The sequence below is a fragment of the Azospirillum sp. UENF 312511 genome, assembly GCF_058780635.1.
Genome location: NZ_JBSNCG010000003.1, coordinates 1,862,593 through 1,885,348, shown reverse-complemented (window position 1 = coordinate 1,885,348; position 22,756 = coordinate 1,862,593). Strand labels below are relative to the sequence as shown.

Sequence of the window (22,756 nt, the reverse complement as noted above, 5' to 3'; positions counted from 1 at the left end):
GCGACCGGTGAAGGGCGGGTTAAACAGGATCGTTCTGCGCGGGCTGGCCCTCGCCGCGGCTCTGGTCCTGCCGCTGGCCTTCGTGCTGGACCCGCCCGACGGCGACCTGACGGAGTTGGGCGGCTACGCGGAGAATCGCTTCGGCCCCAGGACGCCCCAGGCGATCTTCGTGCCGCCGCTGGCCGAGGCGGCGCGGCCCGGCGCCGATTACGACGCGCTGGTGTTCGGTGACGGCTTCTCCCGCCCCGAGGCGGAGGAGCGCCACGGCCGCTACGGCCGTTACTGGACCGACCATCTGCGCAACCTGACCGGCCTGACCGTCGGCGTGCGGGCCGCGGGCGCCGCGCCGCTGGCCGCCTATCTGGCCTCCCCCGACTTCCGGGAGCGCCCGCCGCGCGTGGTGATCCTGCAGTTATCGGAGCGCGACCTGGAGGAATCCGTCGGCGGGCTGGACCTGTCCACCGTCACCACCCCCCGCCCCCACGGGGTGACGACGCCGCGCCCCCTCGCCGTCCAGCCCCTGCACCGCCAGCCGCTGACCCTGGAACGCGCCCGCGCCCAGGCCTGGAACCCGCCGCCCATCGGCCACGCGCTCGACCTGCTGGTCAAGGCGCTGCCGCGCGCCCTGCTGAACGTGACCGGCGGCCCGGTCGAGGAGCGGTCCCTGGCCTATGCGGGCCTGTTCAGCTCCGCCGCCGCGACGACCAGCCTCTTCCGCGCGGAGGATTTCCAGCCCTGGCGCACCGACCGCCGCCTGCTGGAGGAGCGCCGCGCCGGGCTGCACGCGATCCAGGACGCGGTGGAGGCCAACGGGGTGACGCGCTTCCTGCTGCTGATCGCCCCGGACAAGGGCACGGTCTATGCCGATTTCCTGCTCGATCCGCCGCCCCAGCGGTCCGCGGTGGACGAGGTCATGGCCGCCGATCCGACGCTCCAGGCGGTGCCGCTGGCCTCCGGCCTGACGGCGCTGGCCGCCGGGGGGGTGCGCGACCTCTACGCGCCCAACGGCAGCCGCTGGGGGCTGGAAGGGCAGCTCTACGCGGCGCGGACGGTCGCCCGCACGCTGGGGCGGCTGGGCGTGCTGTCCGGCGCCGATCCCTCGCCCGACGTCGCCATCCTGCCCTGCCGGCCGGGTCAGGGCGATTGCACCCCCACGCGCACCCAAACCGACTGATGGACAGGACCAGGAGGAACCGCCAAGCCATGGCTCACGACACGTTTCCCGCGGACAATGTTTCGGCGGGCATCGCCCACGGCGTCGTGGCGATCGTCGTCACTCACAATCGCCTGCCGCTTCTGGCCACCTGCGTCGCGGCGATCCTCGGGCAGCAGCCGCGACCGGAGCGGCTGGTCGTGGTGGACAGCGGCTCCAGCGACGGCACGCCGGAATGGCTGGCCGCGCAGGCGGAGGAGCGGGACGACGCGCTGGTCGTGGTGCGGCAGGCCAATTGCGGCTCCGCCGGCGCCTACCACACCGCCTTCGAGACGGCGCTCGGCCTCGGCGCCCGCTGGATCTGGAGCACCGACGACGATGGCATCCCGCAGCCCGGCGCGCTGGCCGAGTTGCTGGTCCAAGCGCGGCACCACGGCCTGTCCATGGTCGGCCCTCTGGTGCTGGCGGCGGAGGACCGTTCCACCCTGGCCTTCCCCATGCAGGGCACCCGCGACCCGGACAGCCTGATGGCGCGGGCGGTGGACGGCTTGGCGCCGGGCACCATCGCCCTGTTCAACGGCACGCTGATCGGACGGGCAGTGTTCGAGCGGATCGGCAACGTGAAGCGCGAGATGTTCATCTGGGGCGACGAGTACGAGTTCACCCTGCGCGCCCGCCGCGCCGGGCTGAAGGTCGGCACGGCGGTGAAGGCGCTCCACATCCACCCCGGCATGTCGCGGACGGAGCACAAGGTGTTGGGTGGCCGGCTGGGCACGGTGGAGACGATGCGGGCCGACCGGGCGCCGCATTTCTTCCGCAACATGGGCTACATCCACGCCAACTACGAGAAGGCCGGGGTGATCCCGCGCATGATCGCCAAATACACCGCATATTACTTGGTGAACCGGGACTTTAGGGGCCTGCGGGTCTTTCTGGACAGCTACCTGTCCGGCCTGCGCGACGAGTATCCGGAGGAGCTGAAGCGCCCGCCAGTCCGGCTGCCCCTGCCCGAGCGGCCGCGCGCCGCGCCGTCCTCCTCCAGCGAGGTCGCCTGATGCCCAGCGTCAGCGCCGTCATCGCCACCTTCAACCGCGCGCCGGAGCTGCGCACCGCGCTGTCCCGCCTGCTCGCCCAGACGCACCCCGTCGCGGAGATCCTGGTGGTGGACGACGGGTCCACGGACGGCACCGACGCCATGGTGCGCGCGGAGTTCCCGACCGTCCGCTACGTCCGGCTGCCGCACAACGCCGGGTTGATCTACGCCCGCAACTTCGGCTTCGTAAACACGGCGGGCGATTACGTGCTGTCGGTGGACGACGATTCCTGGTTCGCCGAGCCGGACGGCCTCGCCCGTGCGGTGGCCTACATGGAGACGCACGCGGACGTGGCGGCGGTGGCCTGCAACATCGAGACACGCGACGGGCTGGTCTATTTCCCGCCGCAGGCCGATCCCTTCGACGCGCCCTGGTATGTCGGCTGCGGCCATCTGCTGCGCCGCAGCGCGGTCGCCGCCGTCGGCCTCTACATGCCGGAGCTGTACCGCCAGGGGGAGGAAAAGGACCGCTGCCTGCGGCTGATCGGCGCCGGCCACCGGGTGGTCGCCCTGCCCGGAATCATGGTCTACCACGACAAGAGCGAGAAGGGCCGCAAGCCGGGGCTGGAGCGTTTCTACAACCACCGCAACGACCTGATCCGCGAGGTGGCCCGCTGCCCCGCCGGCCTGCTGCCCTGGCGCTTCGCGCGGAGCTGGATCGGCAACAGCTGGAAGAACCTGCGCCACGGCCCGCGGCTGACCGACTTGAAGGTTCTGCTGGCCCTGCCGGAGATTCTCCGCATCGGCCTGAAGCACCGCGCCCCCGTCAGTGAGGACGCCTACCGCCGCTGGCTGCACCTGTCCAAAACGGCCGCACCGTTGTCCACAACGGTCCTTTCATCCCCTCCCCCGCCCAGCGGGGGAGGGTCAGGGAGGGGGCCGGCCGGCATCCACCGCACCTTCCCCTGAAGCCCTCCCCTAAGCCGACGTCCGCGCCAGATGGTGCCCGATCGCCGTGCGCAGCTTGTTCAGGCGGCGCGGCAGCTTGCGGAGCTGGCGCAGCACGGCGGGCTGCGGCGGGTTGATCGGCTCGCTCAGCAGGTCGGGGGCCATGCGGCGGATCAGCTCCGCCTGATGCTGGCTGGAGCGCCGGACGTCCACCGGCATGGCGAGCGCAATCGCCAGGAAGTCCGCGCAGTTGCCAACCTGGAAGAGCTGTCGCCCGGTCAGGTCCACCCCCTGGTCGATGGCCGACAGCCAGCCGGCCACCCGCTGCTCCAGATAGAAGCGGTCGCGCAGGTCCATCGTACCACCCGGCAACACGTCCGGCGTCTTGACCACCCAGGCCAGCCACTCGCGCAGCGCCTCGCAATGGGACGGTGGGTTGTAGAGCTTGCCGCGGAAGGCGTCGAAGATCCGGGCGGCGGTATCCTCGCCGTCGGCGGCGAGCCCCGGCGGGATCTGGCCCCAGTAGAAGCAGCGCGCCACCTCGAAAACACCGCCGTGCAGGACCACCGCGCCCTCCGGCACACCGTCCCAGGCGCCGTTGGCGTAGAACTCGCCGTCCATCGCCGCGGTGTGCCCGCCGGTGTGGGCGGCGTAGTCGCGCTGGCGCTGGGCGTCCAGCGGCGGGCAGGGGATCAGGTGATGCTCCACCCCGGCCAGCCGGGCCAGCTTCGGCGGCAGCTTGCGGTCGCCCGGCGTCAGGTCGCGGTGGTCGAAGGTGAAGGTGGCGAAGGGCACCTCGGCCTTCTGCGCCGCCGCCAGCAGCAGCCGGGTGTCATAGCCGGCGGTGAGCTGGAGCATCAGCGGGCGGTTGCCGCCCTCCGGCCCCGCCAGGGTCCGGTGCAGGTTGCGGATGGCGGTGACCAGGATCGATTCCATCCGCTCATAGGCGAGCGAATCGGAAAAGCCCGGCGGAACCGCGGGAAAGGGCCGGCGGAAGGTCAGAAAGCCCGGATCGTCCATCGGGCGGGCGGGGTCGAGCACTTGGGTCGGCAGCAGCCGGCGCACCCCCGTCAATCCGGAGCCGGGCAGCGGGTACCAGTCCAACCCGGCCTCGTGCGCCAGCGGGCGGCGGAAGCTCGCCTCCTCGCCCAGCAGTTCGGCCATCACCCCGGCGCTGGAGGTGAGGGTCAGGGCGCCGTCCACCATCCCGTAGAAGCAGCCGAGCGTCCCGCCGGTGTCCAAGTGGACCGCCCGGTTGTTGAGCAGCAGCCAGCGTCCCGTCCAGGAGCGGCACAGTTCCGCGATGTCGCCGGCGCGCGACGCGGCCAGCGCCTCCACCGGGTCGGGGCGCGCCGGGTCGGTCTGCACGGGCAGCCCCAGCAGATGCCAGACCGTCTTGTCGGCGCCCAGCACGCGCCGGACCGGCAGGTCGGGACAATGGGACAGGACGAGCCCGCCGATGTCACGGCTCACCCAATCCGGACGGAGCGCGTGGGTGTTTTTGGACACGATGAATTGCCGCCGGTGCAGCATGCCGACTTCCCCCGGACCTTTCGCGAATGTCAGGGGGTAAACACGCCGCACGGCAAGGGAGGCAGGGCCCTACCCCTTTTCACCCTCCTTTGCGCCACCCTTCTTGCCTCTGCCCATCCGAACGGAGAATATTTCCCACGCTTGGGTGGCAGCGCGTGATTGACTCCGGGGGTCGGTACCTCTATACAGCGGGGCTCATTTTTTGCCCTGAGATCGAGGAGTATGGTGCCGTGAAACGCACGTTCCAGCCCAGCAAAATCGTGCGCAAGCGCCGGCATGGCTTCCGCGCCCGCATGGCGACCGTCGGTGGCCGCAAGGTGATTGCCCGCCGTCGCGCCAAGGGCCGCAGTGTCCTGAGCGCCTGATACGCATGGCGGCGCCGGACCCCAGGGTCGGGCGCCTGAAGCGGCGGCCGGAGTTTCTGGCCGTGGCCGGTACACGGCGCAAGCATGTGGCTCCCGGCCTTATCCTGCAGGTGCGCCGACATGACGAACGGCAGCGGCCCGCCCCTGGCGAGCCGCCGATTCGTCTTGGCCTGACGGCGAGCCGCAAAGTGGGGAACGCGGTCGTGCGCAATCGCGCACGCCGCCGCCTTCGCGAAGCGGCCCGCCAAATTCTGACCGCCCACGCGGCCCCCGGTCACGATTTCGTGCTGGTGGCCCGCGCCGCGACGGCCGAACGGCCGTGGACGGAGCTGGTGGGCGATCTGATCGCGGCGCTGAAACGCCTCGGTCTGTGGCGCGACGTCTCCAAGAGCGAGGCGCCAAAGAACGAGGTGAATGGCGGGCCAAACGCCGTCACTTCCAACGGCGGGACCGGCAACGGTTCCGGCGGCGGGGAGGTCGGCGCGTGAGCCCGCTCGCCTATTTTCTGCGCGCGCTCGTGGTCGGTTATCAGTGGACCCTGTCGCCCTTCATCGGGTGGCACTGCCGATTTCAGCCGACCTGTTCAAACTATGCGCTGGATGCGCTATCTAAGCACGGAGCGATCCGGGGCAGTTGGCTGACCGTCCGGAGGCTTCTGCGCTGCCATCCCTGGGGCGGGTGGGGATATGATCCCGTGCCCGAGCCGGGGCGGTCCACCCGCTGTTCGCACGGGCCGGACGAAGCGGCGCATCGATGCAGCAATTCGCATGCCGGCCTGAAAACCGGCGTTCGGCCCCCTTCTTAACAGAAGGCCCACGGCAACCGGGATGCCATGACCGATCAACGCAACCTCATCCTCGCGATCGCTCTGTCGATCGCCATCCTCCTGGGATTCCAGTATTTCTACGATGGACCCCGGGTGAAGCAGCAGCAGGCTGCGCAGCAGGCCGCCCAGACGGAGCAGTCGGTCGCCCCCGGCGCCGCGCCCGCTCCGGGCGCCGCTCCCGGTTCGGTTCCCGGCACGGCGGCTCCCGCCACGGTCCGCGACCGCGCCGGCCTGCTCGCCGAGCAGATGGCCGCCGGAACGCGCGTCAAGATCAACACGCCGTCGCTGCACGGATCGGTCAATCTGGTTGGGGGCCGCATCGACGACCTGACGCTGGCCGACTACCGCGTCACCCCCGATCCCAAGAGCCCGGAAATCGTCCTGCTGGCCCCCGCCGGCACGCCCGAGGCCTACTACGCCGAGTTCGGCTGGGTTCCGGAGGACAAGTCGCAGCCGGTTCCCGGCGCCGACACCCGCTGGACCGCCGCCGGCACCGCGCTGACGCCGGAGCAGCCGCTGGTCCTGACCTGGGACAACGGCAACGGGCTGGTGTTCGAGCGCACCATCGCGGTCGATCCGAACTTCATGTTCACGATCACCCAGAAGGTGCGCAACACCGGCTCCGCCCCGGTCAGCCTGCTGCCCTACAGCCTGGTCAGCCGCGCCGGCACGCCGCACACCGACGGCTACTACATCCTGCATGAGGGCCCGCTCGGCGTCTTCGACGGCAAGCTGAACGAGCACAAGTACGACGACCTGCGCAAGGCCGGCACCATCTCCGCCCAGTCGACCGGCGGCTGGATCGGCATCACCGACAAGTACTGGCTGGTCTCGCTGGTCCCCGACCAGAAGGCTCCGATCACCGCCCGCTTCGTCCACTCCGCCCCCGGCGCCGCCGACCGCTATCAGGTCGACACGCTCGGCAAGGCCGTGGAGGTCGCCCCCGGCGCCACCATCGAGCTGACCGACCGCCTGTTCGCCGGCGCCAAGCAGGTCCGCCTGCTGGACGACTATTCGGACAAGCTGGGCATCGCCAACTTCGACCTGGCGATCGACTTCGGCTGGTTCTACTTCCTGACCAAGCCGTTCTTCTACGGGCTGGACCTGCTGGGCCGCCTGTTCGGCAACTTCGGCATCGCCATCCTGGTCTTCACCGTGATCGTCAAGGCGGCCTTCTTCCCGCTGGCCAACAAGTCCTATCACGCGATGGCCAAGATGAAGAAGCTGCAGCCCAAGATGATGGAGCTGCGCGACCGCTTCGGCGACGACAAGGTCCGCCTGAACCAGGAGATGATGGCGCTCTACAAGCGCGAGAAGGTCTCGCCGGTGTCGGGCTGCCTGCCGATCCTGATCCAGATCCCGGTCTTCTTCGCGCTGTACAAGGTGCTGTTCGTGACCATCGAAATGCGGCACGCGCCGTTCTTCGGCTGGATCCACGACCTGTCCGCGCCCGATCCGACCACCATCTTCAACCTGTTCGGTCTGATCCCGTGGCAGCCGCCGCACATCCTGATGCTGGGCCTGTGGCCGATCATCATGGGCATCACCATGTACTTCCAGCAGAAGCTGAACCCGGCACCGCCCGATCCGGTGCAGCAGAAGGTGTTCCAGTTCCTGCCGATCATCTTCACCTTCATGCTCGCCAGCTTCCCGGCTGGTCTGGTGATCTACTGGGCCTGGAACAACACCCTGTCCATCGCCCAGCAGTGGATCATCATGCGGCAGGACGGTGTGAAGGTGACCTGAGGGTCCTTCCCATCTGATACCCGGCTTCCCTGACTTCCCTGTTTGATTTCAGGGCATCGACCGCCGGCAAGCGCCTCCCTTGACGGGCGTTTGCCGGCGGTTATGTTTTGGGCCGGTCACGATCATTCGTACCCCGTGTCTTTCGAAAGCGCCGTCCATGACCTCTTCCAGCAGCTCCCCGATCTCCGGTTTCGACGAGGAGGCCCTGGAAGCGGGGCGGCTTCTGTTCGCCAAGGAATGCGATTTCATCTGGGGCGCCCAGACGGCGGAGCAGCTGCCGGAGGCCGACCTGCCGGAGGTCGCCTTCGCCGGGCGCTCCAACGTCGGCAAGTCCAGCCTCGTCAACGCGCTGACCGGGCGCAAGACGCTGGCCCGCACCTCCAACACGCCGGGCCGCACCCAGCAGCTCAACTTCTTCAACCTCGGCAACCGGCTGAAGCTCGTGGACATGCCCGGTTACGGCTACGCCAAGGAGTCGAAGGAGAAGATTGAACTCTGGAACGACATGGTCCGCCGCTTCCTGCGCGGCCGCGTCACGCTGCGCCGGGCGCTGGTGCTGGTCGATTCGCGTCACGGGCTGAAGCCCAACGACGAAGAGATCATGACGATGCTCGATCAGGCGGCGGTGCCCTACGTCGTCGTCCTGACCAAGTCGGACAAGGTGCGGTCGCAGGAGCTGGCCGAGGTGAGCAAGCGCACCGTTGCGGCCCTGAAGAAGCACCCCGCCGCCTTCCCGGAGATCCACGCCACCAGCTCCGAGAAGGGCCAGGGCATCGCGGAGCTGCGGGCCAGCCTCGCCCAGCTCGCCAACCTGGGATGACCCGATGCCCTTCGAGCTGACGCCGGCCCTGCTGTTCCTCATCCAGGCCATCCTGCTGATCGCCGGCCCGTTCCTGCTGTGGCGGTTGTCCGGCCTGAAGCATGTGGCCCCGATGGTGGTCATCCAGATCCTGTTCGGGATCGCGCTCGGTCCGTCGGTTCTCGGGCAGGCCGCCCCGGAGCTTTGGCAACCGCTGTTCGCCAAGGGATCGCTGGCGCCGCTTTCCGGGCTGGCTCTGCTCGCCGTGGTCTTCTTCGCCTTCCTGACCGGGCTGCATCTCGATCTGGAGGAGTTCAAGGGACGCGGGCGCGCCTTCGTCGGGATCAGCCTGTCGAGCATGCTGGTGCCGACTCTGCTCGGCGGGGCGCTCGGCTGGTGGATCGTCAGCGCCTTTCCCGAGATGGCCGGGCCGAAGGCCGACCCGCTGCTGTTCGCCGCGGGGTTCGGCATCTGCGTCGGGGTGACCGCCCTGCCGGTGCTGGGCGCCATCCTGCGCGAAATGGGGCTGATCGGCGAGCGGGTCGGGAGGCTGGCGCTGGGCTACGCGGCGGTCAACGACGCGCTGCTGTGGATTCTCATCACCGCCGTGCTGGCCCTGGCGGCGGGGGGAAGCGGCGGCTTCGCCGGGGTGGCGCAGATCGCCGTGCTGGGCTTCGCCTATCTCGCCGCGACGGAGCTGTTCGCCCGCCCCTTGCTGACCCGGCTGATGAACCGCATCGCCCCGGACGGCGACGTCGGCGACATGGTGGTGGTGGTCACCTGCGCCGCCCTTCTCGGCTCCGCCGCGGTGACGGAGCTGATCGGGCTGCATTACATCCTGGGCGCCTTCGTCGCCGGCACGGTCATGCCGCGGCGGCTGGCGGCGGCCATCCTGGACCGGCTGGAGCATTTCGCCACGCTGATCCTGCTGCCCTTCTTCTTCACCCTGACCGGCCTGAAGGTCAATCTCGACCTCGCCGCCTCGGCGCAATGGTGGGTCTTCGCGCTGGCGACGGTGGCGACCATCGCCGGCAAGGTCCTGGGCACCGCCCTGCCCGCCCGGCTGTCGGGCGAGAGCGCCGCCGATTCCTGGCGGCTCGGCACGCTGATGTCCTGCAAGGGGCTGATGGAGGTCATTGTCCTGACCATCCTGCTGGAAGCCGGGGTGCTGTCGGAGGCCTGCTTCTCCGCCATGGTGCTGATGGCGGTGGTGGTCACCGCGCTGACCCAGCCGATGACGCTGCTGGCCGGACGGATCGCCGGCCGCCGGGCGGGCCACGCCGGCGCGTCCTGACCTCTCAGCCGGGCTTGCGCACGTTCCCGGTCACCACCGGATCGGCGCCCGGCCCCTCCGACCCGGCCTTTCCACCCCCGCGCGCCTGCTCCTTCAGCGCCTTGTTGGCCTCCGTCACCTCCTGGGCGTCGGGGGAGCCGTAGATCTCCTCGGCCCGCCGGGCGGTCTCCTCCATCTCGGCCTTGTGGGCCTCGGTGAACGGGTTGCGCGGCGTCGGCATGATGCGGTCGTTCATGGCACCGTCCTTTGCGGTTCATCCTACCCCGGGCGAACCGCCGGGCGCAGCAAGGGTTCCCGGACGCGGCGCCCCCTGAAAAAGCCCCCTAGGCACCCCCGGCGCTTTCCGTTAAAGAGTCGGCGGAATCTCACCCGATTGGCCCACCCCGACGAACGGCTCCATCCCGTGCAGAACACGACCCGCGACGAGTGGCTCGCCAAGGCCCGCACCCTGTCCGAAGCCCTGCCCTACATGCGCCGCTACGCCGGGCGCACCTTCGTCATCAAGTACGGCGGCCACGCCATGGGTGACGACAGCCTGGCGGAGAAGTTCGCCCGCGACATCGTCCTGCTGAAGCAGGTCGGCATCAACCCCGTGGTCGTGCACGGCGGCGGCCCGCAGATCGGGCAGATGCTGCAGCGGCTGGCCATCAAGTCCAGCTTCATCGACGGCCTGCGCGTCACCGACAAGGAGACGGTCGAGGTGGTCGAGATGGTGCTGGCCGGCTCCATCAACAAGCAGATCGTCGCCGCCATCAACAACGCGGGCGGCCGCGCCGTCGGCCTGTCGGGCAAGGACGGCAGCCTGATCACCGCGCGCAAGCTGCGCCGCACCCAGCGCGACCCGGACAGCAACATCGAGAAGGTGCTGGACCTCGGCTTCGTCGGTGAGCCCTATCAGGTGAACCCGCAGATCATCACGTCGCTGGCCCAGTCGGACATCATCCCGGTCATCGCCCCCATCGGCTTCGACCGCAACGGCGACACATACAACATCAACGCCGACACCGCGGCGGGCGCCGTCGCCTCGGCGCTGGGCGCCACCCGCTTCTTCCTGCTGACCGACGTCGCCGGCGTTCTGGACAAGAACAAGGAGCTGGTGCCGCGCCTGTCGCTGGACCAGGCGCGCGCCGCCATCGCCGACGGCACCGCGACCGGCGGCATGATCCCGAAGATCGAGACCTGCATCGACGCCGTCGAGCAGGGCGTGGACGCCGCCGTCATCCTGGACGGCCGGGTGCCGCACGCCCTGCTGCTGGAGATCTTCACCGAGGGCGGGGCCGGCACGCTGATCGGCCGCGAGTAACCGGGTCAAGCGAAGGGGACCGGCCATGTCCGACGTGCGCAAGGACCTGCTCCGCCAGATGAAGGCCATCCGCGAACGGATGGACCCGAAGCTGCTGGAGCGCGCCAAGCTGTCGGTCTTCGGCAAGGTCCCCTACGACCGCGACTCGGCGAAGGAAGCCGTCGGGCATTTCCTCGACTCCAAGGACGACGGCGGAGCCTTCCGCCGCAAGCTGGAGGACGCGCTGCGCCAGGACGGCGCGTCCGCCGACCTTCCGGATGGCGACGCCGCGAGCGACTCCGCTGGCCCCGCCGAGGAGCCGCCCCAGCCGCGCAAGCCCCGCCGTTTCGGCCGCCTCCTCTAAAACCCAGAGGGCCGCCATGCTCCACGTGTTCGCCTGCGACGGTGACCGGCTGCGCTGGGCCCGCGAGGCCGAGGGCGTCCGCACCCCGCTGCCCGCCGACGCCGTCTGGCTCGACCTGCAGAACCCGACCCCGGAGGAGCTGGCCCGCGCCGAGGCGCTGATGGGCATCAAGCTGCCGACTCGGGAGCAGATGGCGGAGATCGAGGAATCGAGCCGCCTGCGCGTCACCCCCGACGCCGTGCACATGACCGCGCTCGTCCTGGTCTGGGCCGACACCGACCAGCCGCGCATCGTCCCGGTCAGCTTCGTCCTGGCCGGCGGGCGGCTCGCCACCATCCACGCCGTCGATCCGCAGCCCTTCCTGGCCTTCCGCCGCCGCGTCACCCGCAGCGGCGGCGCGGAGCTGACGGCCGAGGCGGTCCTGGCCGCCCTGCTGGACGGGGTGGTGGAGCGCACCGCCGCCGTCCTGCGCCGCGTCGGGCTGGAGCTGGACACCATGGGCAGCCGCGCCTTCCGCGGGCGCGCCCTGCCGGTCAAGGGGGAGCGGCGGAACGACACCCGGACGCTGAAGCGCATCGGCCACACCGGACACCTGATCGGCAAGGCGCATGTCAGCCTGTCGACGCTCAACCGCCTGCTGACCTTCCTGGCCCGCGGCGAGGGCTGGACCCCGGCCAAGCGGACCCGGCGCTGGGCGCGCGCCGCCCTGCAGGACGTAACGGGGCTCGGCGAGTACGCCCAGTTCCTGTCGGGCAAGGTCAGCCTGCTGCTGGACACCACGCTGGGCCGCATCAACGTGGAGCAGAACGAGATCGTGAAGATCGTCTCGATTCTGACGGTCGCCCTGTTCCCGCCGACCCTGGTCGCCAGCATCTACGGCATGAATTTCGTGAGCATGCCGGAAAAGGACTGGACCTTCGGCTATCCGCTGGCGGTGATGCTGATGATCCTGTCGGCAACGCTGCCCATGATCTACTTCAAGCGGCGGCGCTGGCTGTAAGGGGCGCTCGGCTGGTTTGGCTCAACCGGCTTGCGACGAGGCCGCTTCCCGGCCCCGCGCGCCGCCCAGCTTCTCCCGTGCTTCGGAATACTCCTTCCGCACTTCCAGCCACTCCTTGAGCATCTTGCCGGCGGCGAACAGGAACAGGCCGTGCGCGGTGGTGATCTCCACGCCGACGAGATCCTCCAGCATGGTGTCGAACAGTTCGAGCACCGCGCTCAGCAGAAGCACCGAGGACAGCGCGACCTGAAGCAGAGACGGGCAGCGTGACAGGAGTTTCATGGCATCTCCAACGGTCGGAAGGCACAAGGCAACCTATGCCATAAGCCCGACGCGCCTGGGAGATAAGGTGTGAAAAAAGCGGGGCTTTAAACGACGGCGAGCAGCAGCGCCCAGCCGAGCACGACGAGGTTGACGGTCAGCGTGACCGCCATGCCCGGCGCCCGCACATAGGGGTGGATCAGATAGCCCGCCCAGAACAGCAGGCGGCCCAGCACGAACAGCGCGGTCGCCAGCCGGGCGAAGCCGAGGTCGGGCAGCGGCATCTGCGCCACCAGCGCCGCCAGGGCGGGCACGAAGATCAGCGTCTGCTCCACCGTGTTGGTCAGCACGCGCTGGCTGACCCGGTAGAAGCGCGACTCGGCGTCGTCAATGGGATTCAGGGCGACGGAGCGGGCGCGGGCGACCAGCACCCCGCCCACCGTCAGGAACAGCACCAGCGCCGGCCACAGGGCGAGCCGCCCCCAGAAGGCCATGCGCGCGCCCGGATCGGCGATGCCGGGCGGCGGCGCGAACAGCGGCGGCAGCAGCCACAGGGCCAGCAGCGCCGCAACCACCGCGGCGAGGTTGACGGTGGCCGCCAGACGCAGAAGACGGGTCTTGGAGGGACGGGTCTTCGGTGCGGCGGCCATGGCGTCTTACCCCAGGCCCTTCTGGCCCATGTCGAGGAACTTCTGGCGGCGCTGGGCGCGGATCGCCGCGCCGTCCAGCCCGTCGAGATCGCCCAGCGACTCCTCGATGGCGTCGCCCAGCGCCTTGATGGTCTCCGCCGGGTCGCGGTGGGCGCCGCCGATCGGCTCGCTCACCACCCGGTCGATGACGCCAAGTTCCTTGAGGTCGTGGCTGATCAGGCGCAGCGCGACGGCGGCCTCGCCGGCCATGTCGGGGTTGCGCCACAGGATCGACGCGCAGCCCTCCGGCGAGATGACGGAGTAGATGGCGTGCTCCAGCATCAGCACCCGGTCGGCCGTCGCGATGGCGATGGCGCCGCCCGAGCCGCCCTCGCCGATCACCGCGGCCACCATGGGCACGGAGAGGCGCAGGCAGCGCTCGATGCTCTTGGCGATGGCCTCGGCTTGGCCGCGCTCCTCCGCCTGGACGCCGGGGAAGGCGCCGGCGGTGTCGACCAGCGAGACGACCGGCAGCGTGAAGCGGTCGGCGAGGTCCATCAGGCGCTGAGCCTTGCGGTAGCCCTCGGGCTTGGCCATGCCGAAGTTGTGGCGCACGCGCGTTTCGGTGTCGTGGCCCTTCTCCTGCCCGATCACCACGACCGAACGGCCGCGGAAGCGGCCCAGCCCGCCGATGACCGCGCGGTCTTCGGCGAAGCCGCGGTCGCCGGCCAGCGGCGTGAAGTCGTCGATCAGCCCCTTCACATAGTCCAGACAGTGCGGACGGTTGGGGTGGCGGGCCACCTGCACCTTCTGCGCCGGGGTGAGCTTCGCGTAGGTCTGCCGGAGGAGCTTGTCGACCTTGGTCTGCAGCTTCGTCACTTCGTCGGCGATGTTGATGTCGCCGGCGTTGGTCAGGTGGCGCAGTTCCTCGATCTTGCCTTCAAGCTCGGCGATCGGCTTTTCGAATTCCAGGAAGGTTTGCATGCCGGAAGGATCACGGACCGAATAGGATAGGACGCGGACGTCGCGGACCGGCCTTGGTACCACGGTGCGCGGCGGCGATGCCACAGCTTATCGCGCGAATCGCCGGCCAAAACTGACCAGAAGCACGCCCAGGACGATCACCGCCGCCCCGCCCCACACCCAGGGGGAATAGCGCTCGCCGAACAGCAGCGTCCCGGTGCCCAGCCCGACCGAGGTCGCCACGTAGCCGATCTGGCTGAGATAGACCGGCCCGGCGACGACCTGGAGCCGGAAATACAGCACATAGGTCAGCGCCGTCACCGCGATCTGGAGCAGGGCGAGCCAGGGTGCGAGACCCAGCGCCGGCAGGTCCGCCACAGCCCCGGTTGCGAGCAGCGCCAGCAGGACCCAGCCCGCCCCGCCCAGCATGGTCCCCGCCGCCAGCGCCACCGGCTGCCCGCCCGGCGGCCAGGCCACGGTGCGGTAGACGTTGCCCGCCGCGACCGCGGCCGGCATGACGAAGGCCAGCGCCATCCAGCCCGCCAGATCGGGCGAGGGCAGGCTGCCGCGCGGCCCGACGATCATCAGCGCGCCGACGAATCCGAGCAGGATGCCCGCCACCCGCCCGCGGTCGGGCTTTTCGATCCGCACCGCCACGGCCATCAGCAGCGTCAGGATCGGCGGCAGCGTGTAGACCACCGCCGACAGCCCGGCCCCCAGCCAGGGCATCACGAAGAACAGCACCACGTTGGGCAGCGCCATGGACAGCAGCCCCGACACCGCGAAGTAGCGCAGGTACCGCCCGGTCAGGGGCCCAGCGGGAAGCATGGCTTGGCCTTTGACGCGCGCCATCCCGGCCAGGATCACGCCGGCGCCCAGCATCATGGAAAAGGCCCAGGGCAGCGGCGGCACGCCGGCCGCCTGCGCGATCTTGGTGACCGGAAAGATCACCCCGATCAACCCGCCGACCAGGAGCAGCAGCGCGAGCGATTCGGCCCCGCGCGAGGCCGGCGGGACGGTGGCGGATGGAAGGGTCAATGTCAGACCCGCGGGGTCCGGGGACCACGGCGCCAGCCGTCTTCCAGATCGTCCGGAAAAGCCGGGTCGAGGGTCTGCTCCACCGTGAAGGGGCTGTCCTCGGAAAATCGCTCCACCGGCAGATCGGTTTCGCGGGCGGCCTCACGCCGGGCAAGCTGGTAGGCCTTGGCGAACAGCGCGGGCAGCTTGGGCGTCAGGCTGGGGTTGTCCTCCAACACAAGGGCCGCGTTGTCCCGCTCCCGCTGGATGCTGTTGCGCCAGCTCCGCGACCGGCGGGCGGGTTGTTCCTGCCATTTCAGAAGATGCAAAAGAATCAGGCGCAGGCAGCTTCGCAGACGGTCGGCCTCGCTGCGGCCCATGCTCTCGATCTCCTCCGCGAGGTTTTCGGCGTCCACTTCGGACAGCTTGCCGGCGCGCAGAAGCCCGGCCTGCTCCTGCGTCCAGCCGTAGAAATCGTCTCCATACGCGGCGGCGTTGCGTCCCATGGCGGCCCCTTCGGGTGGTGTGCCGACACCAATATGGTGAACACGCCGTGGGCTTGGCAACGCCCTCACGCCCCCTGCGCGACGATCCGGTCGTAGGCCGGCAGGGTCAGGAAATCCACGAAGTCGTCACGCTCCACGAGGTCGCGCAGCATCACCGCGGCGTCCTCGTACAGCCCCCGCTCGAAGGCGCGGTCGCCGACGCGGGTCTTCCAGGCGGCCAGCTCCTCGGCGATGGTCTCGTCCACCAGTTCCATGGTCACCGGGCGCCCGTCGTCCAGCGCGGCGCCGTGGTGGACCCACTGCCAGAGCTGGGTGCGGCTGATCTCGGCGGTGGCGGCGTCCTCCATCAGGTTGAACAGCGGCACGCAACCGATGCCGCGCAGCCACGCCTCCAGATAGCCGATGGCGACGGCCACGTTGTTGCGCAGGCCGCGCTCCGTCTTCGGCCCCTCCGGGACGGCCAGCAGGTCGGCGGCGGTCACGCTGACGTCGGCGCGCTTGCGGTCGATCTGGTTGGGCTTGCGCATGTAGGCGTCGAAGACCTCCCGCGCGACGGGGACGAGGCCGGGGTGAGCCACCCAGGTGCCGTCATGGCCGTTGGACACCTCGCGCTCCTTGTCGGCGCGGACCTTGGAGAAGGCGGTCTCGTTGGCCGCGGGGTCGTCCTTCACCGGGATGTAGGCGGCCATGCCGCCGATGGCCGGGGCGCCGCGGCGGTGGCAGGTCTTGACCGCCAGCAGGCTGTAGGACTGCAGGAAGGGCGTCGCCATCGTCACCTCCGCCCGGTCGGGCAGGACGGCGGCGGGATCGTTGCGGAAGGTCTTGATGAAGCTGAAGATGTAGTCCCAGCGTCCGCAGTTCAGCCCGGCGGAATGGTCGCGCAGCTCGTAGAGGATCTCGTCCATCTCGAAGGCGGCCAGGATGGTCTCGACCAACACGGTCGCCTTGATCGAGCCGTGCGGGATCTTGAGATAATCCTCGGCGACCGAAAACACCTCGTTCCACAGCCGCGCCTCGAAATGGCTTTCCAGCTTCGGCAGGTAGAAGTAGGGGCCGGAGCCGTGGGCCAGCAGCTCCCGCGCGTTGTGGAAGACGTAGAGGGCGAAGTCGAACAGCGCGCCGGACACCGGTTCGCCGTCGAATCGGACGTGCTTCTCCGCCAGATGCCAGCCGCGCGGGCGGACCTTGAGGACGGCGGTCTTGTCGTTCAGCCGGTACTTCTTCCCCGACGCGGGATCGTCGAAGGCGATGGTCCGGCGCACGGCGTCGCGCAGATTGATCTGCCCGTCGATCAGGTTGGCCCAGGACGGGCAGTTCGAATCCTCGAAATCCGCCATGAAGACCTTCGCGCCGGAATTCAGCGCGTTGATGACCATCTTGCGGTCCACCGGCCCGGTGATCTCCACCCGGCGATCGAGCAGATCGTGCGGCAGCGGCGCGATGGTCCAGTCGGCCTCGCGGATGGCGCGGGTTTCCGGCAGAAAGTCTAGCCTGTGGCCCAGGTCGATCAGCGCCCGCCGCTTGGTCCGCACGTCGAGCAGGCGCAACCGCTCCGCCCCGAACCGCCCTTCCAGCTCCGCCAGGAAGGCCAGCGCCTCCGGCGTCAGGATCGTCTCGACGCCCGGCGTGATCGGACCCAGGATCTCAAGCCCGGAGATGGTCGTGGCCATGCGGTTCCCCCTGTTCGTCGCGAGGGCGGTCCGGCGCACTCGCCGGGCAACCCCATTGGAACAAGGGCTATACCACAGCGGGAGGAGCGGCCAAAGCCGCATCGGCATTATGCGAAAGGAAAAACCCACACATACGCAACACTATTGCGTACGAACGGTTTTTCGCCGGGCCAGCGGGTGATGCTCGTGCACGACCTGTTTCAGCCGCTCCGACACCACGTGGGTGTAGATCTGGGTGGTGGCGATGTCGGCGTGGCCCAGCATCTTCTGAACCGAGCGCAGGTCCGCCCCACGGTCGAGCAGATGGGTGGCGAAGGCGTGGCGCAGCACGTGAGGGCTGACCTTCTCCGGGTCGATGTTCGACTCGATGGCCAGTTCCTTCAGAAGCTGGGCGAATCGCTGGCGCGTCAGATGCCCGTTGGTGGAGCTGCGCGACGGGAAGAGGAAGGCGATCGGCCCGTTCTCCCGCCCGGCCAGGATGAAGTGGTTCCGCCAGGGGAGATAGGCGTTCAGAGCGGCGGAGGCCGGTTCGGACAGCGGCACCATGCGCTCCTTCCCGCCCTTGCCGCGCACGATCAGCCCGCGTCCGTCGCGCAGGATGGCCGCCATCGGCAGGCCGACCAGCTCCGACACGCGCAGCCCGGTGGCGTAGAGCACCTCCAGAAGCGCGACCAGCCGCAGCCCCTCCGGCCCGCCGCGGGTCTGGGCGGAGTCGATCATGCGGGTGACCTCCTCCACCGTCAGGATCTTGGGCAGCGGGCGGCCCTGCTTGGGGCTGTCGAGCGCCGAAGCCGGGTCGTCGACGCGCCGGCCTTCCGAAACCAGGAAGCGGTAGAACTGGCGCATCGCCGACAGGCGACGGGCCAGCGTGCGCGGCGCCGGCTTCTGCCCGCCCTCGACATACTGGAAGGCGAGGTAGGCGCGCAGATCCTCCGTCACCGCCTTCTCCAGCGGCTGGCCGCGCTGGGCCAGCCAGAGGGCGAGGTCGGCGAGGTCGCGCTCGTAGGCCAGGCGGGTGTTCAGCGCCGCGCCGCGCTCCGCCGTCAGCATGTCCAGAAAGGCGTCGACATGGGGCGAGGCCGCGATCGGGCGCGGTTTGCAGGGACGCCCGCGCCGCTTCGGCTGGGCTTTCGGCAGGGGTGTTTTGGGCATGGGACTCATCCGGCCAGGGCCGCGGCGGCTTCACGGGCGATGGCGCGGGCATCGCTGTCCAGACCCGCGGCGCGCAGGGCACCGACCACCCGCGCCACCACCGCGGGCGGCGTGCCCGCCGGCCCGGCGTTGCCGAGCAGCAGCAGGGCGGCCAGCGCCGTCTCGCCGACGCGCCGGTCGGCGGAGGCCTCCGTCAGCCGCTGCCACAAGGCGGGGTCGGCGGTGGGGGGACGGGCGTCGGCGGGCGTGGGCGTCGTCTCCTCGGAGTCGGCGGTGCGGCGCCACGCCTCCTCCGGCACGGCGACGCCCATCGCCTGAAGCAGGGCCAGCTGCCCGGCGACGCGGGCACGGCCTTCCGGATCGGCGCCGCGCAGCGATTCGTCCAGCCAGCCGGCGAGGCCCAGCGCCCCGCCACCCGGCGGCGGACCGAGCGCGATGACGGCGAGCGGCCACAGCCGCGCCACCTCCACCGTGGGGCGGCTGCGCAGGGCGAGGTCGTACCAGCGCTTGCCCTTGTCGGCCCGATCCAACGCGAAGCAGAGCCGCGCCGCGGCGGGGGCCAGGGCGGCGGCGTCGGGAGTCGGCGAGAGGGTGTCGAGCAGGTCCGCCACCACCGCTCCCACCGGCCCGGCCAGCATCGGCGGATCGAGAAGCTCCAGCGCCAGCCCGGCCAGCTCCACCCGCCGCCCACCGCCCATGGCGGCGAGCATCGCCTGCTGCACCAGCGCGCGGGTGCGGGCCGTGCGGTCGCGCGCCGCGGCGTCCTTCAGCCGCAGAAGCTCGTCGCCCTTGGCCGGCGCGGCGCGGTAGGCCTCCGCCAGCCGCCGGGAATCGAGAAACAGGGCGACGGCGGCGCGCTCCGCCGCGGTCACGCGGGTCGCTGGGTCGGCGCCATTGTTGGACGCCACCGCGGCCAGACGGGCCGGATCGGTCAGGGACAGCACGTCCGGGGGCACCCCGGCCTGGAGCGTCCGCAGAGCGGCCAGGGTCAGCGGGCTGGGGTCCTTCAGGCTGCGCAGCCGCGGTGCCGGGCCGCCGGCCATCGCCTCGGCCACCCGCAGGAAATCGGGGTCGCCGCCCGGCTGTTCGCGCAGCATCTCGAAGGCGAGGTCGTCGCCCACCGGCGCAGCCCCGGCCTCGGTGGGCATTCCCCCGCCGATCCGCCCGGCGCGCAGGCGGCAGAACAGCTCCAGCCGCTGCCAGTAGGGGCCGGAGAAGGGCTTGGCGCGCTCCGTCGCGGCGGCGCAGTCCAGCGGGCCCGCGAGCAGTTCGGCGTCGGTCAGGGCGCGTGCGGCGGCCTCGTCGGCCGTCATCGCCTCGGGCAGCAGAGCGGCGAGGTCGGCGGCGCCGCGCGGGTCGCCCATGGCCGCCAGCGTCTCCACCCGCAGCGCGCCGAAGCGGCGCGCCGGCTCGGGTTCGCCCGGAGCGGCGGCGGGCGAGCCGCGGCTGAGCAGCAGCCGGCGCTGCAATTCCTTCACAGCGGGCGACGGGGTGAGGGTGGGCAGTTCCGGCAGCAGGGCCAGCACCTCGGCGCGCGGGATGCCGCGCCAGGGGTCGTTGCCCAGTCCGGCGGTCCCCGCCAGGGGTCCGGCGCCGTCGGGGTCGAGCGGTCCCAGCGTCTCCACCGCGATGGCCGAGGGCGGCACCACGATGGGCACCACGTCGAAGGACGGCGTATGGGCGGGCGGCGGAGTCGGGAGCGGCATCAGGGCCAGCGGGGCGGCGGACGGCCCCGGCGAAGCCAGCGGATCGTCCAGGACCCGCCCGGCCCCGGCCCGGACTCCAACGTCGGGAACGGCCATCCGTTCCGGCGGCGGAAACAGACGGATCGGCGGCCCGGAAGGCACCGCCTGGGTATAGGCCTGGGCCTGGGCCTGCGTCACCGCTCCCATCACGACACCGGACAGAGCCAGCACCAGAGAAGCGGCGGCAAACATGGAAACGGCGCCGGCCCCGGCCCGTCCGCCCCGTGGCGGAGCGGCAAACCGGCGGCGGCGCCCGGCGTCCCCGGCGTCAGCGGGGGAACCGCTCATCCGGAATGACCTTTTCTACCGTCTTGGACGGTGCCGGCATGTCCCAGGAGGCAAGGAAGGCCATGCCACCCCCGATGACGAAGAGGAACAGGACGAAAAGAACGGAAATAACCCGGCTCATGGCGATCGGAGTCGTGTTTCTGTGGAAGGAACGGCGGCGCTGTATCACGGTCTGCGTCCGTGCGGCTTGGGACAAGGGTGCGCTTTCATGCTAATCATCGCACACCGTCCGCACCGCTGGCCCGATGGCCGATGAACGCAGGACGTACCACTTTAGCCACGGGGGCGCCGCTGCGCAACATGCGCAGGCCCCTGCGACCGAATCGAACACCCGCCCTCCGGCCGCATCAGGCCGGAACAGCATCAGGAAAGTCCACAGCACCATGACCGCCCGCCCATCACCGCAGGGACAGCCGCCGGACCCGTCGAAGACCCTTCCGAGGACGGTGGTGCTGGTCGGCCTGATGGGCGCGGGCAAGAGCGCGATCGGCCGGCGGCTGGCCGCGCGGCTGCACCTGCCTTTCACCGACGCCGACACGGAGATCGAGACGGCGGCGGGCTGCTCCATCGCGGAAATCTTCGCCCGCGACGGCGAGGCGGTGTTCCGCTCGGTGGAGCGGCGGATCATCACCCGGCTGCTGACCGAACAGCCGGTGCACATCCTGGCGACCGGCGGCGGCGCCTTCATGGACCCGGAGACGCGCGCGGCCATCCGCGCCCACGGCCTGTCGGTCTGGCTGCGCGCCGAGCTGGACGTGCTGCTGGCCCGCACGGCGCGGCGCTCCCACCGCCCGCTGCTGAACGCCGGCGATCCCAAGGAGATTCTGAGCCGGCTGATGACCGCCCGCTACCCCGTCTATGCGGAGGCCGACCTGACGGTGATCAGCGACGAGCGCCCGCCGGAGGCGACCGTGGAGCAGGTGATCGAGGCGCTGGAGGCGCATTTCGGCATCACCCTGCCCCACGCGCACCATCATCATCACCGCCACCCGGCGCACCACCACCACGACAAGCCCTGATCCCGCCATGACCTCAGACACCCCCACCTCAGATACTCCCGCCGCCATCGACACCGTCCGCCTCGACCTCGGTCCGCGCAGCTACGACATCCTGGTCGGCGACCGGGTGCTCGACGGCGCCGGGCCGCGCATCGCCGCGATCACCAGGGGCAAGGCGCCCATCGTCGTCACCGACGAGAACGTCGCCCCGCGGCATCTGCCGACACTGGAGCGCACGCTGCGCGACGCCGGCATCGAGCCGACCCAGGCCATCGTCCTGCCGGCGGGCGAGAAGACTAAGGACATTGCCCATTTCGAACGGCTGATGGACGCCGTCCTGGCGCGCGGGATCGAGCGGTCGGCGGTCCTGCTGGCGCTCGGCGGCGGGGTGATCGGCGACATCACCGGCTTCGCCGCCGCCTCGGCGCTGCGCGGCATCGACTTCATCCAGGTGCCGACCACGCTGCTGAGCCAGGTGGACAGCTCGGTCGGCGGCAAGACCGGCATCAACAGCCCGCACGGCAAGAACCTGATCGGCGCCTTCCACCAGCCGCGTCTGGTCATCGCCGACACCGCCACGCTGGACACCCTGCCGCGGCGCGAGGTGCTGGCCGGCTACGCCGAGGTGGTGAAGTACGGGCTGATCCGCCTGCCCGGCTTCTTCGCCTGGCTGGAGGAGAACGGCGAGCGGGTGGTCGCCGGCGACAGCGACGCCCGCCGCCACGCCGTCACCGAAAGCTGCCGGGCCAAGGCCGCCATCGTCGGCGTGGACGAGCGGGAGAGCGGCGACCGCGCCCTGCTGAATCTCGGCCACACCTTCGGCCACGCGCTGGAGGCGGCGACCGGCTTCGGCTCCCGCCTGCTGCACGGCGAGGCGGTGTCGATCGGCATGGTCCTGGCCTTCGACCTGTCGGTGCGGCTGGGGCTGTGCCCGGCGGCGGACGCCGAGAAGGCGCGCGCCCATCTGGCCCGCGTCGGCCTGCCGGTCCGCCCCGCCGACGTGCCCGGCGTGGAGTGGGACGTCGACGGGCTGATCCTGTCCATGGCCAAGGACAAGAAGGTCAAGGACGGGCGCATCACCTTCGTGCTGGTGCGCGCGCTGGGCGACGCCTTCACCCAGCGCGACGTCGATCCGGCGGTGGTGCGGGCGCTACTGGAGGATGCCGTCGCGCGCTGATGCGCTG

At 70.4% G+C, this 22,756-nt stretch carries 25 protein-coding genes; 14 read left to right on the top strand and 11 right to left on the bottom strand.

Translation table 11 applies throughout. The features are described from left to right. Positions 1-7: 7 nt before the first annotated feature. From ACWPN7_RS20280 to ACWPN7_RS20270, 3 genes are read left to right on the top strand one after another with little or no spacing between them, the layout of a single operon-like run. Positions 8-1,174, top strand: a complete 1,167-nt coding sequence (locus tag ACWPN7_RS20280) for an alginate O-acetyltransferase AlgX-related protein (RefSeq protein ID WP_459196019.1) — start codon at positions 8-10, stop codon at positions 1,172-1,174. Between the two features lie 29 nt (positions 1,175-1,203). Then, positions 1,204-2,208, top strand: a complete 1,005-nt coding sequence (locus tag ACWPN7_RS20275; RefSeq protein WP_459196020.1) for a glycosyltransferase — start codon at positions 1,204-1,206, stop codon at positions 2,206-2,208. After that, a complete protein-coding gene (locus ACWPN7_RS20270) occupies positions 2,208-3,155 on the top strand; it encodes a glycosyltransferase family 2 protein (RefSeq protein ID WP_459196021.1) in 948 nt (315 codons plus the stop codon). The genes ACWPN7_RS20275 and ACWPN7_RS20270 overlap by 1 nt, the downstream gene beginning before the upstream one ends. Before the next feature lie 9 nt (positions 3,156-3,164). Here the strand turns inward: ACWPN7_RS20270 and ACWPN7_RS20265 are convergent, their stop codons facing one another. Then, positions 3,165-4,667, bottom strand: a complete 1,503-nt coding sequence (locus tag ACWPN7_RS20265; protein ID WP_038525970.1) for a hypothetical protein — start codon at positions 4,665-4,667, stop codon at positions 3,165-3,167. A 230-nt stretch (positions 4,668-4,897) separates the two neighbouring features. On the opposite strand from ACWPN7_RS20265, the gene rpmH reads away from it, so the two are divergent. The 6 genes from rpmH (at position 4,898) to ACWPN7_RS20235 (ending at position 9,697) form a co-directional block, all read left to right on the top strand. Next, on the top strand, positions 4,898-5,032 hold the full coding sequence (rpmH, locus tag ACWPN7_RS20260; protein WP_014239280.1) for a 50S ribosomal protein L34: 135 nt from the start codon (positions 4,898-4,900) through the stop codon (positions 5,030-5,032). Between the two features lie 5 nt (positions 5,033-5,037). Continuing rightward, complete coding sequence (gene rnpA, locus ACWPN7_RS20255) at positions 5,038-5,520, top strand: ribonuclease P protein component (RefSeq protein WP_038525967.1); 483 nt, start codon at positions 5,038-5,040, stop codon at positions 5,518-5,520. After that, complete coding sequence (gene yidD / locus ACWPN7_RS20250; RefSeq protein WP_307832865.1) at positions 5,403-5,837, top strand: membrane protein insertion efficiency factor YidD; 435 nt, start codon at positions 5,403-5,405, stop codon at positions 5,835-5,837. Before rnpA ends, yidD begins: the two co-directional genes overlap by 118 nt. 27 nt (positions 5,838-5,864) lie before the next feature. Beyond that, positions 5,865-7,604 (top strand): membrane protein insertase YidC, encoded by a 1,740-nt coding sequence (gene yidC / locus ACWPN7_RS20245; RefSeq protein ID WP_349618891.1) that lies wholly within the window; start codon positions 5,865-5,867, stop codon positions 7,602-7,604. A gap of 157 nt (positions 7,605-7,761) precedes the next feature. Next, a complete protein-coding gene (yihA, locus tag ACWPN7_RS20240) occupies positions 7,762-8,424 on the top strand; it encodes a ribosome biogenesis GTP-binding protein YihA/YsxC (RefSeq protein WP_014239276.1) in 663 nt (220 codons plus the stop codon). A 4-nt stretch (positions 8,425-8,428) separates the two neighbouring features. Then, complete coding sequence (locus tag ACWPN7_RS20235) at positions 8,429-9,697, top strand: cation:proton antiporter (RefSeq protein WP_459196022.1); 1,269 nt, start codon at positions 8,429-8,431, stop codon at positions 9,695-9,697. A gap of 4 nt (positions 9,698-9,701) precedes the next feature. Here ACWPN7_RS20235 and ACWPN7_RS20230 read toward each other — a convergent pair whose 3' ends face one another. Beyond that, the gene (locus ACWPN7_RS20230) at positions 9,702-9,932 is read right to left on the bottom strand and encodes a hypothetical protein (RefSeq protein WP_038525955.1); all 231 of its coding nucleotides are present in this window, start codon (positions 9,930-9,932) and stop codon (positions 9,702-9,704) included. A gap of 168 nt (positions 9,933-10,100) precedes the next feature. Here ACWPN7_RS20230 and argB point away from each other — a divergent pair, with 168 nt between their 5' ends. The 3 genes from argB to ACWPN7_RS20215 are packed head-to-tail and all read left to right on the top strand — an operon-like array spanning position 10,101 to position 12,343. Next, positions 10,101-11,000, top strand: coding sequence for an acetylglutamate kinase (gene argB / locus ACWPN7_RS20225; protein WP_094302012.1), 900 nt, complete (start codon positions 10,101-10,103; stop codon positions 10,998-11,000). Positions 11,001-11,025: 25 nt separating this feature from the next. Continuing rightward, a complete protein-coding gene (locus ACWPN7_RS20220) occupies positions 11,026-11,343 on the top strand; it encodes a hypothetical protein (protein ID WP_200775846.1) in 318 nt (105 codons plus the stop codon). Positions 11,344-11,359: 16 nt separating this feature from the next. After that, the gene (locus ACWPN7_RS20215; protein WP_459196023.1) at positions 11,360-12,343 is read left to right on the top strand and encodes a magnesium transporter CorA family protein; all 984 of its coding nucleotides are present in this window, start codon (positions 11,360-11,362) and stop codon (positions 12,341-12,343) included. A 21-nt stretch (positions 12,344-12,364) separates the two neighbouring features. Here ACWPN7_RS20215 and ACWPN7_RS20210 read toward each other — a convergent pair whose 3' ends face one another. From ACWPN7_RS20210 to ACWPN7_RS20170, 9 genes are all read right to left on the bottom strand, one after another. After that, entirely contained in the window at positions 12,365-12,625 is a 261-nt protein-coding gene (locus ACWPN7_RS20210) for a hypothetical protein (RefSeq protein WP_200775844.1), read from the bottom strand. An 86-nt stretch (positions 12,626-12,711) separates the two neighbouring features. Next, positions 12,712-13,254 (bottom strand): MAPEG family protein, encoded by a 543-nt coding sequence (locus ACWPN7_RS20205; protein ID WP_459196024.1) that lies wholly within the window; start codon positions 13,252-13,254, stop codon positions 12,712-12,714. A 6-nt stretch (positions 13,255-13,260) separates the two neighbouring features. Continuing rightward, positions 13,261-14,217: an acetyl-CoA carboxylase carboxyltransferase subunit alpha gene (locus tag ACWPN7_RS20200; RefSeq protein ID WP_038525944.1), complete on the bottom strand. Its 957-nt coding sequence runs from the start codon at positions 14,215-14,217 to the stop codon at positions 13,261-13,263. 87 nt (positions 14,218-14,304) lie between these two features. Further along, positions 14,305-15,234 (bottom strand): DMT family transporter, encoded by a 930-nt coding sequence (locus ACWPN7_RS20195; protein WP_051657735.1) that lies wholly within the window; start codon positions 15,232-15,234, stop codon positions 14,305-14,307. A gap of 2 nt (positions 15,235-15,236) precedes the next feature. After that, positions 15,237-15,719 carry a DUF29 domain-containing protein gene (locus tag ACWPN7_RS20190; RefSeq protein ID WP_103039786.1) on the bottom strand — a complete coding sequence of 161 codons (483 nt, stop codon included), beginning with the start codon at positions 15,717-15,719 and terminating at the stop codon, positions 15,237-15,239. A gap of 65 nt (positions 15,720-15,784) precedes the next feature. Further along, entirely contained in the window at positions 15,785-17,389 is a 1,605-nt protein-coding gene (gene aceB / locus ACWPN7_RS20185; RefSeq protein ID WP_459196025.1) for a malate synthase A, read from the bottom strand. Positions 17,390-17,530: 141 nt separating this feature from the next. Continuing rightward, a complete protein-coding gene (xerD, locus tag ACWPN7_RS20180) occupies positions 17,531-18,550 on the bottom strand; it encodes a site-specific tyrosine recombinase XerD (RefSeq protein WP_459196026.1) in 1,020 nt (339 codons plus the stop codon). Beyond that, complete coding sequence (locus ACWPN7_RS20175; RefSeq protein WP_459196027.1) at positions 18,547-20,574, bottom strand: hypothetical protein; 2,028 nt, start codon at positions 20,572-20,574, stop codon at positions 18,547-18,549. Before ACWPN7_RS20175 ends, xerD begins: the two co-directional genes overlap by 4 nt. After that, a complete protein-coding gene (locus tag ACWPN7_RS20170; RefSeq protein WP_103039827.1) occupies positions 20,555-20,743 on the bottom strand; it encodes a hypothetical protein in 189 nt (62 codons plus the stop codon). The genes ACWPN7_RS20175 and ACWPN7_RS20170 overlap by 20 nt, the downstream gene beginning before the upstream one ends. Before the next feature lie 214 nt (positions 20,744-20,957). Between ACWPN7_RS20170 and ACWPN7_RS20165 the strand changes: the two genes are divergently transcribed. Continuing rightward, entirely contained in the window at positions 20,958-21,593 is a 636-nt protein-coding gene (locus tag ACWPN7_RS20165; protein ID WP_459196028.1) for a shikimate kinase, read from the top strand. Between the two features lie 7 nt (positions 21,594-21,600). Further along, positions 21,601-22,749, top strand: a complete 1,149-nt coding sequence (aroB, locus tag ACWPN7_RS20160) for a 3-dehydroquinate synthase (protein ID WP_349618898.1) — start codon at positions 21,601-21,603, stop codon at positions 22,747-22,749. Positions 22,750-22,756: the final 7 nt, after the last annotated feature.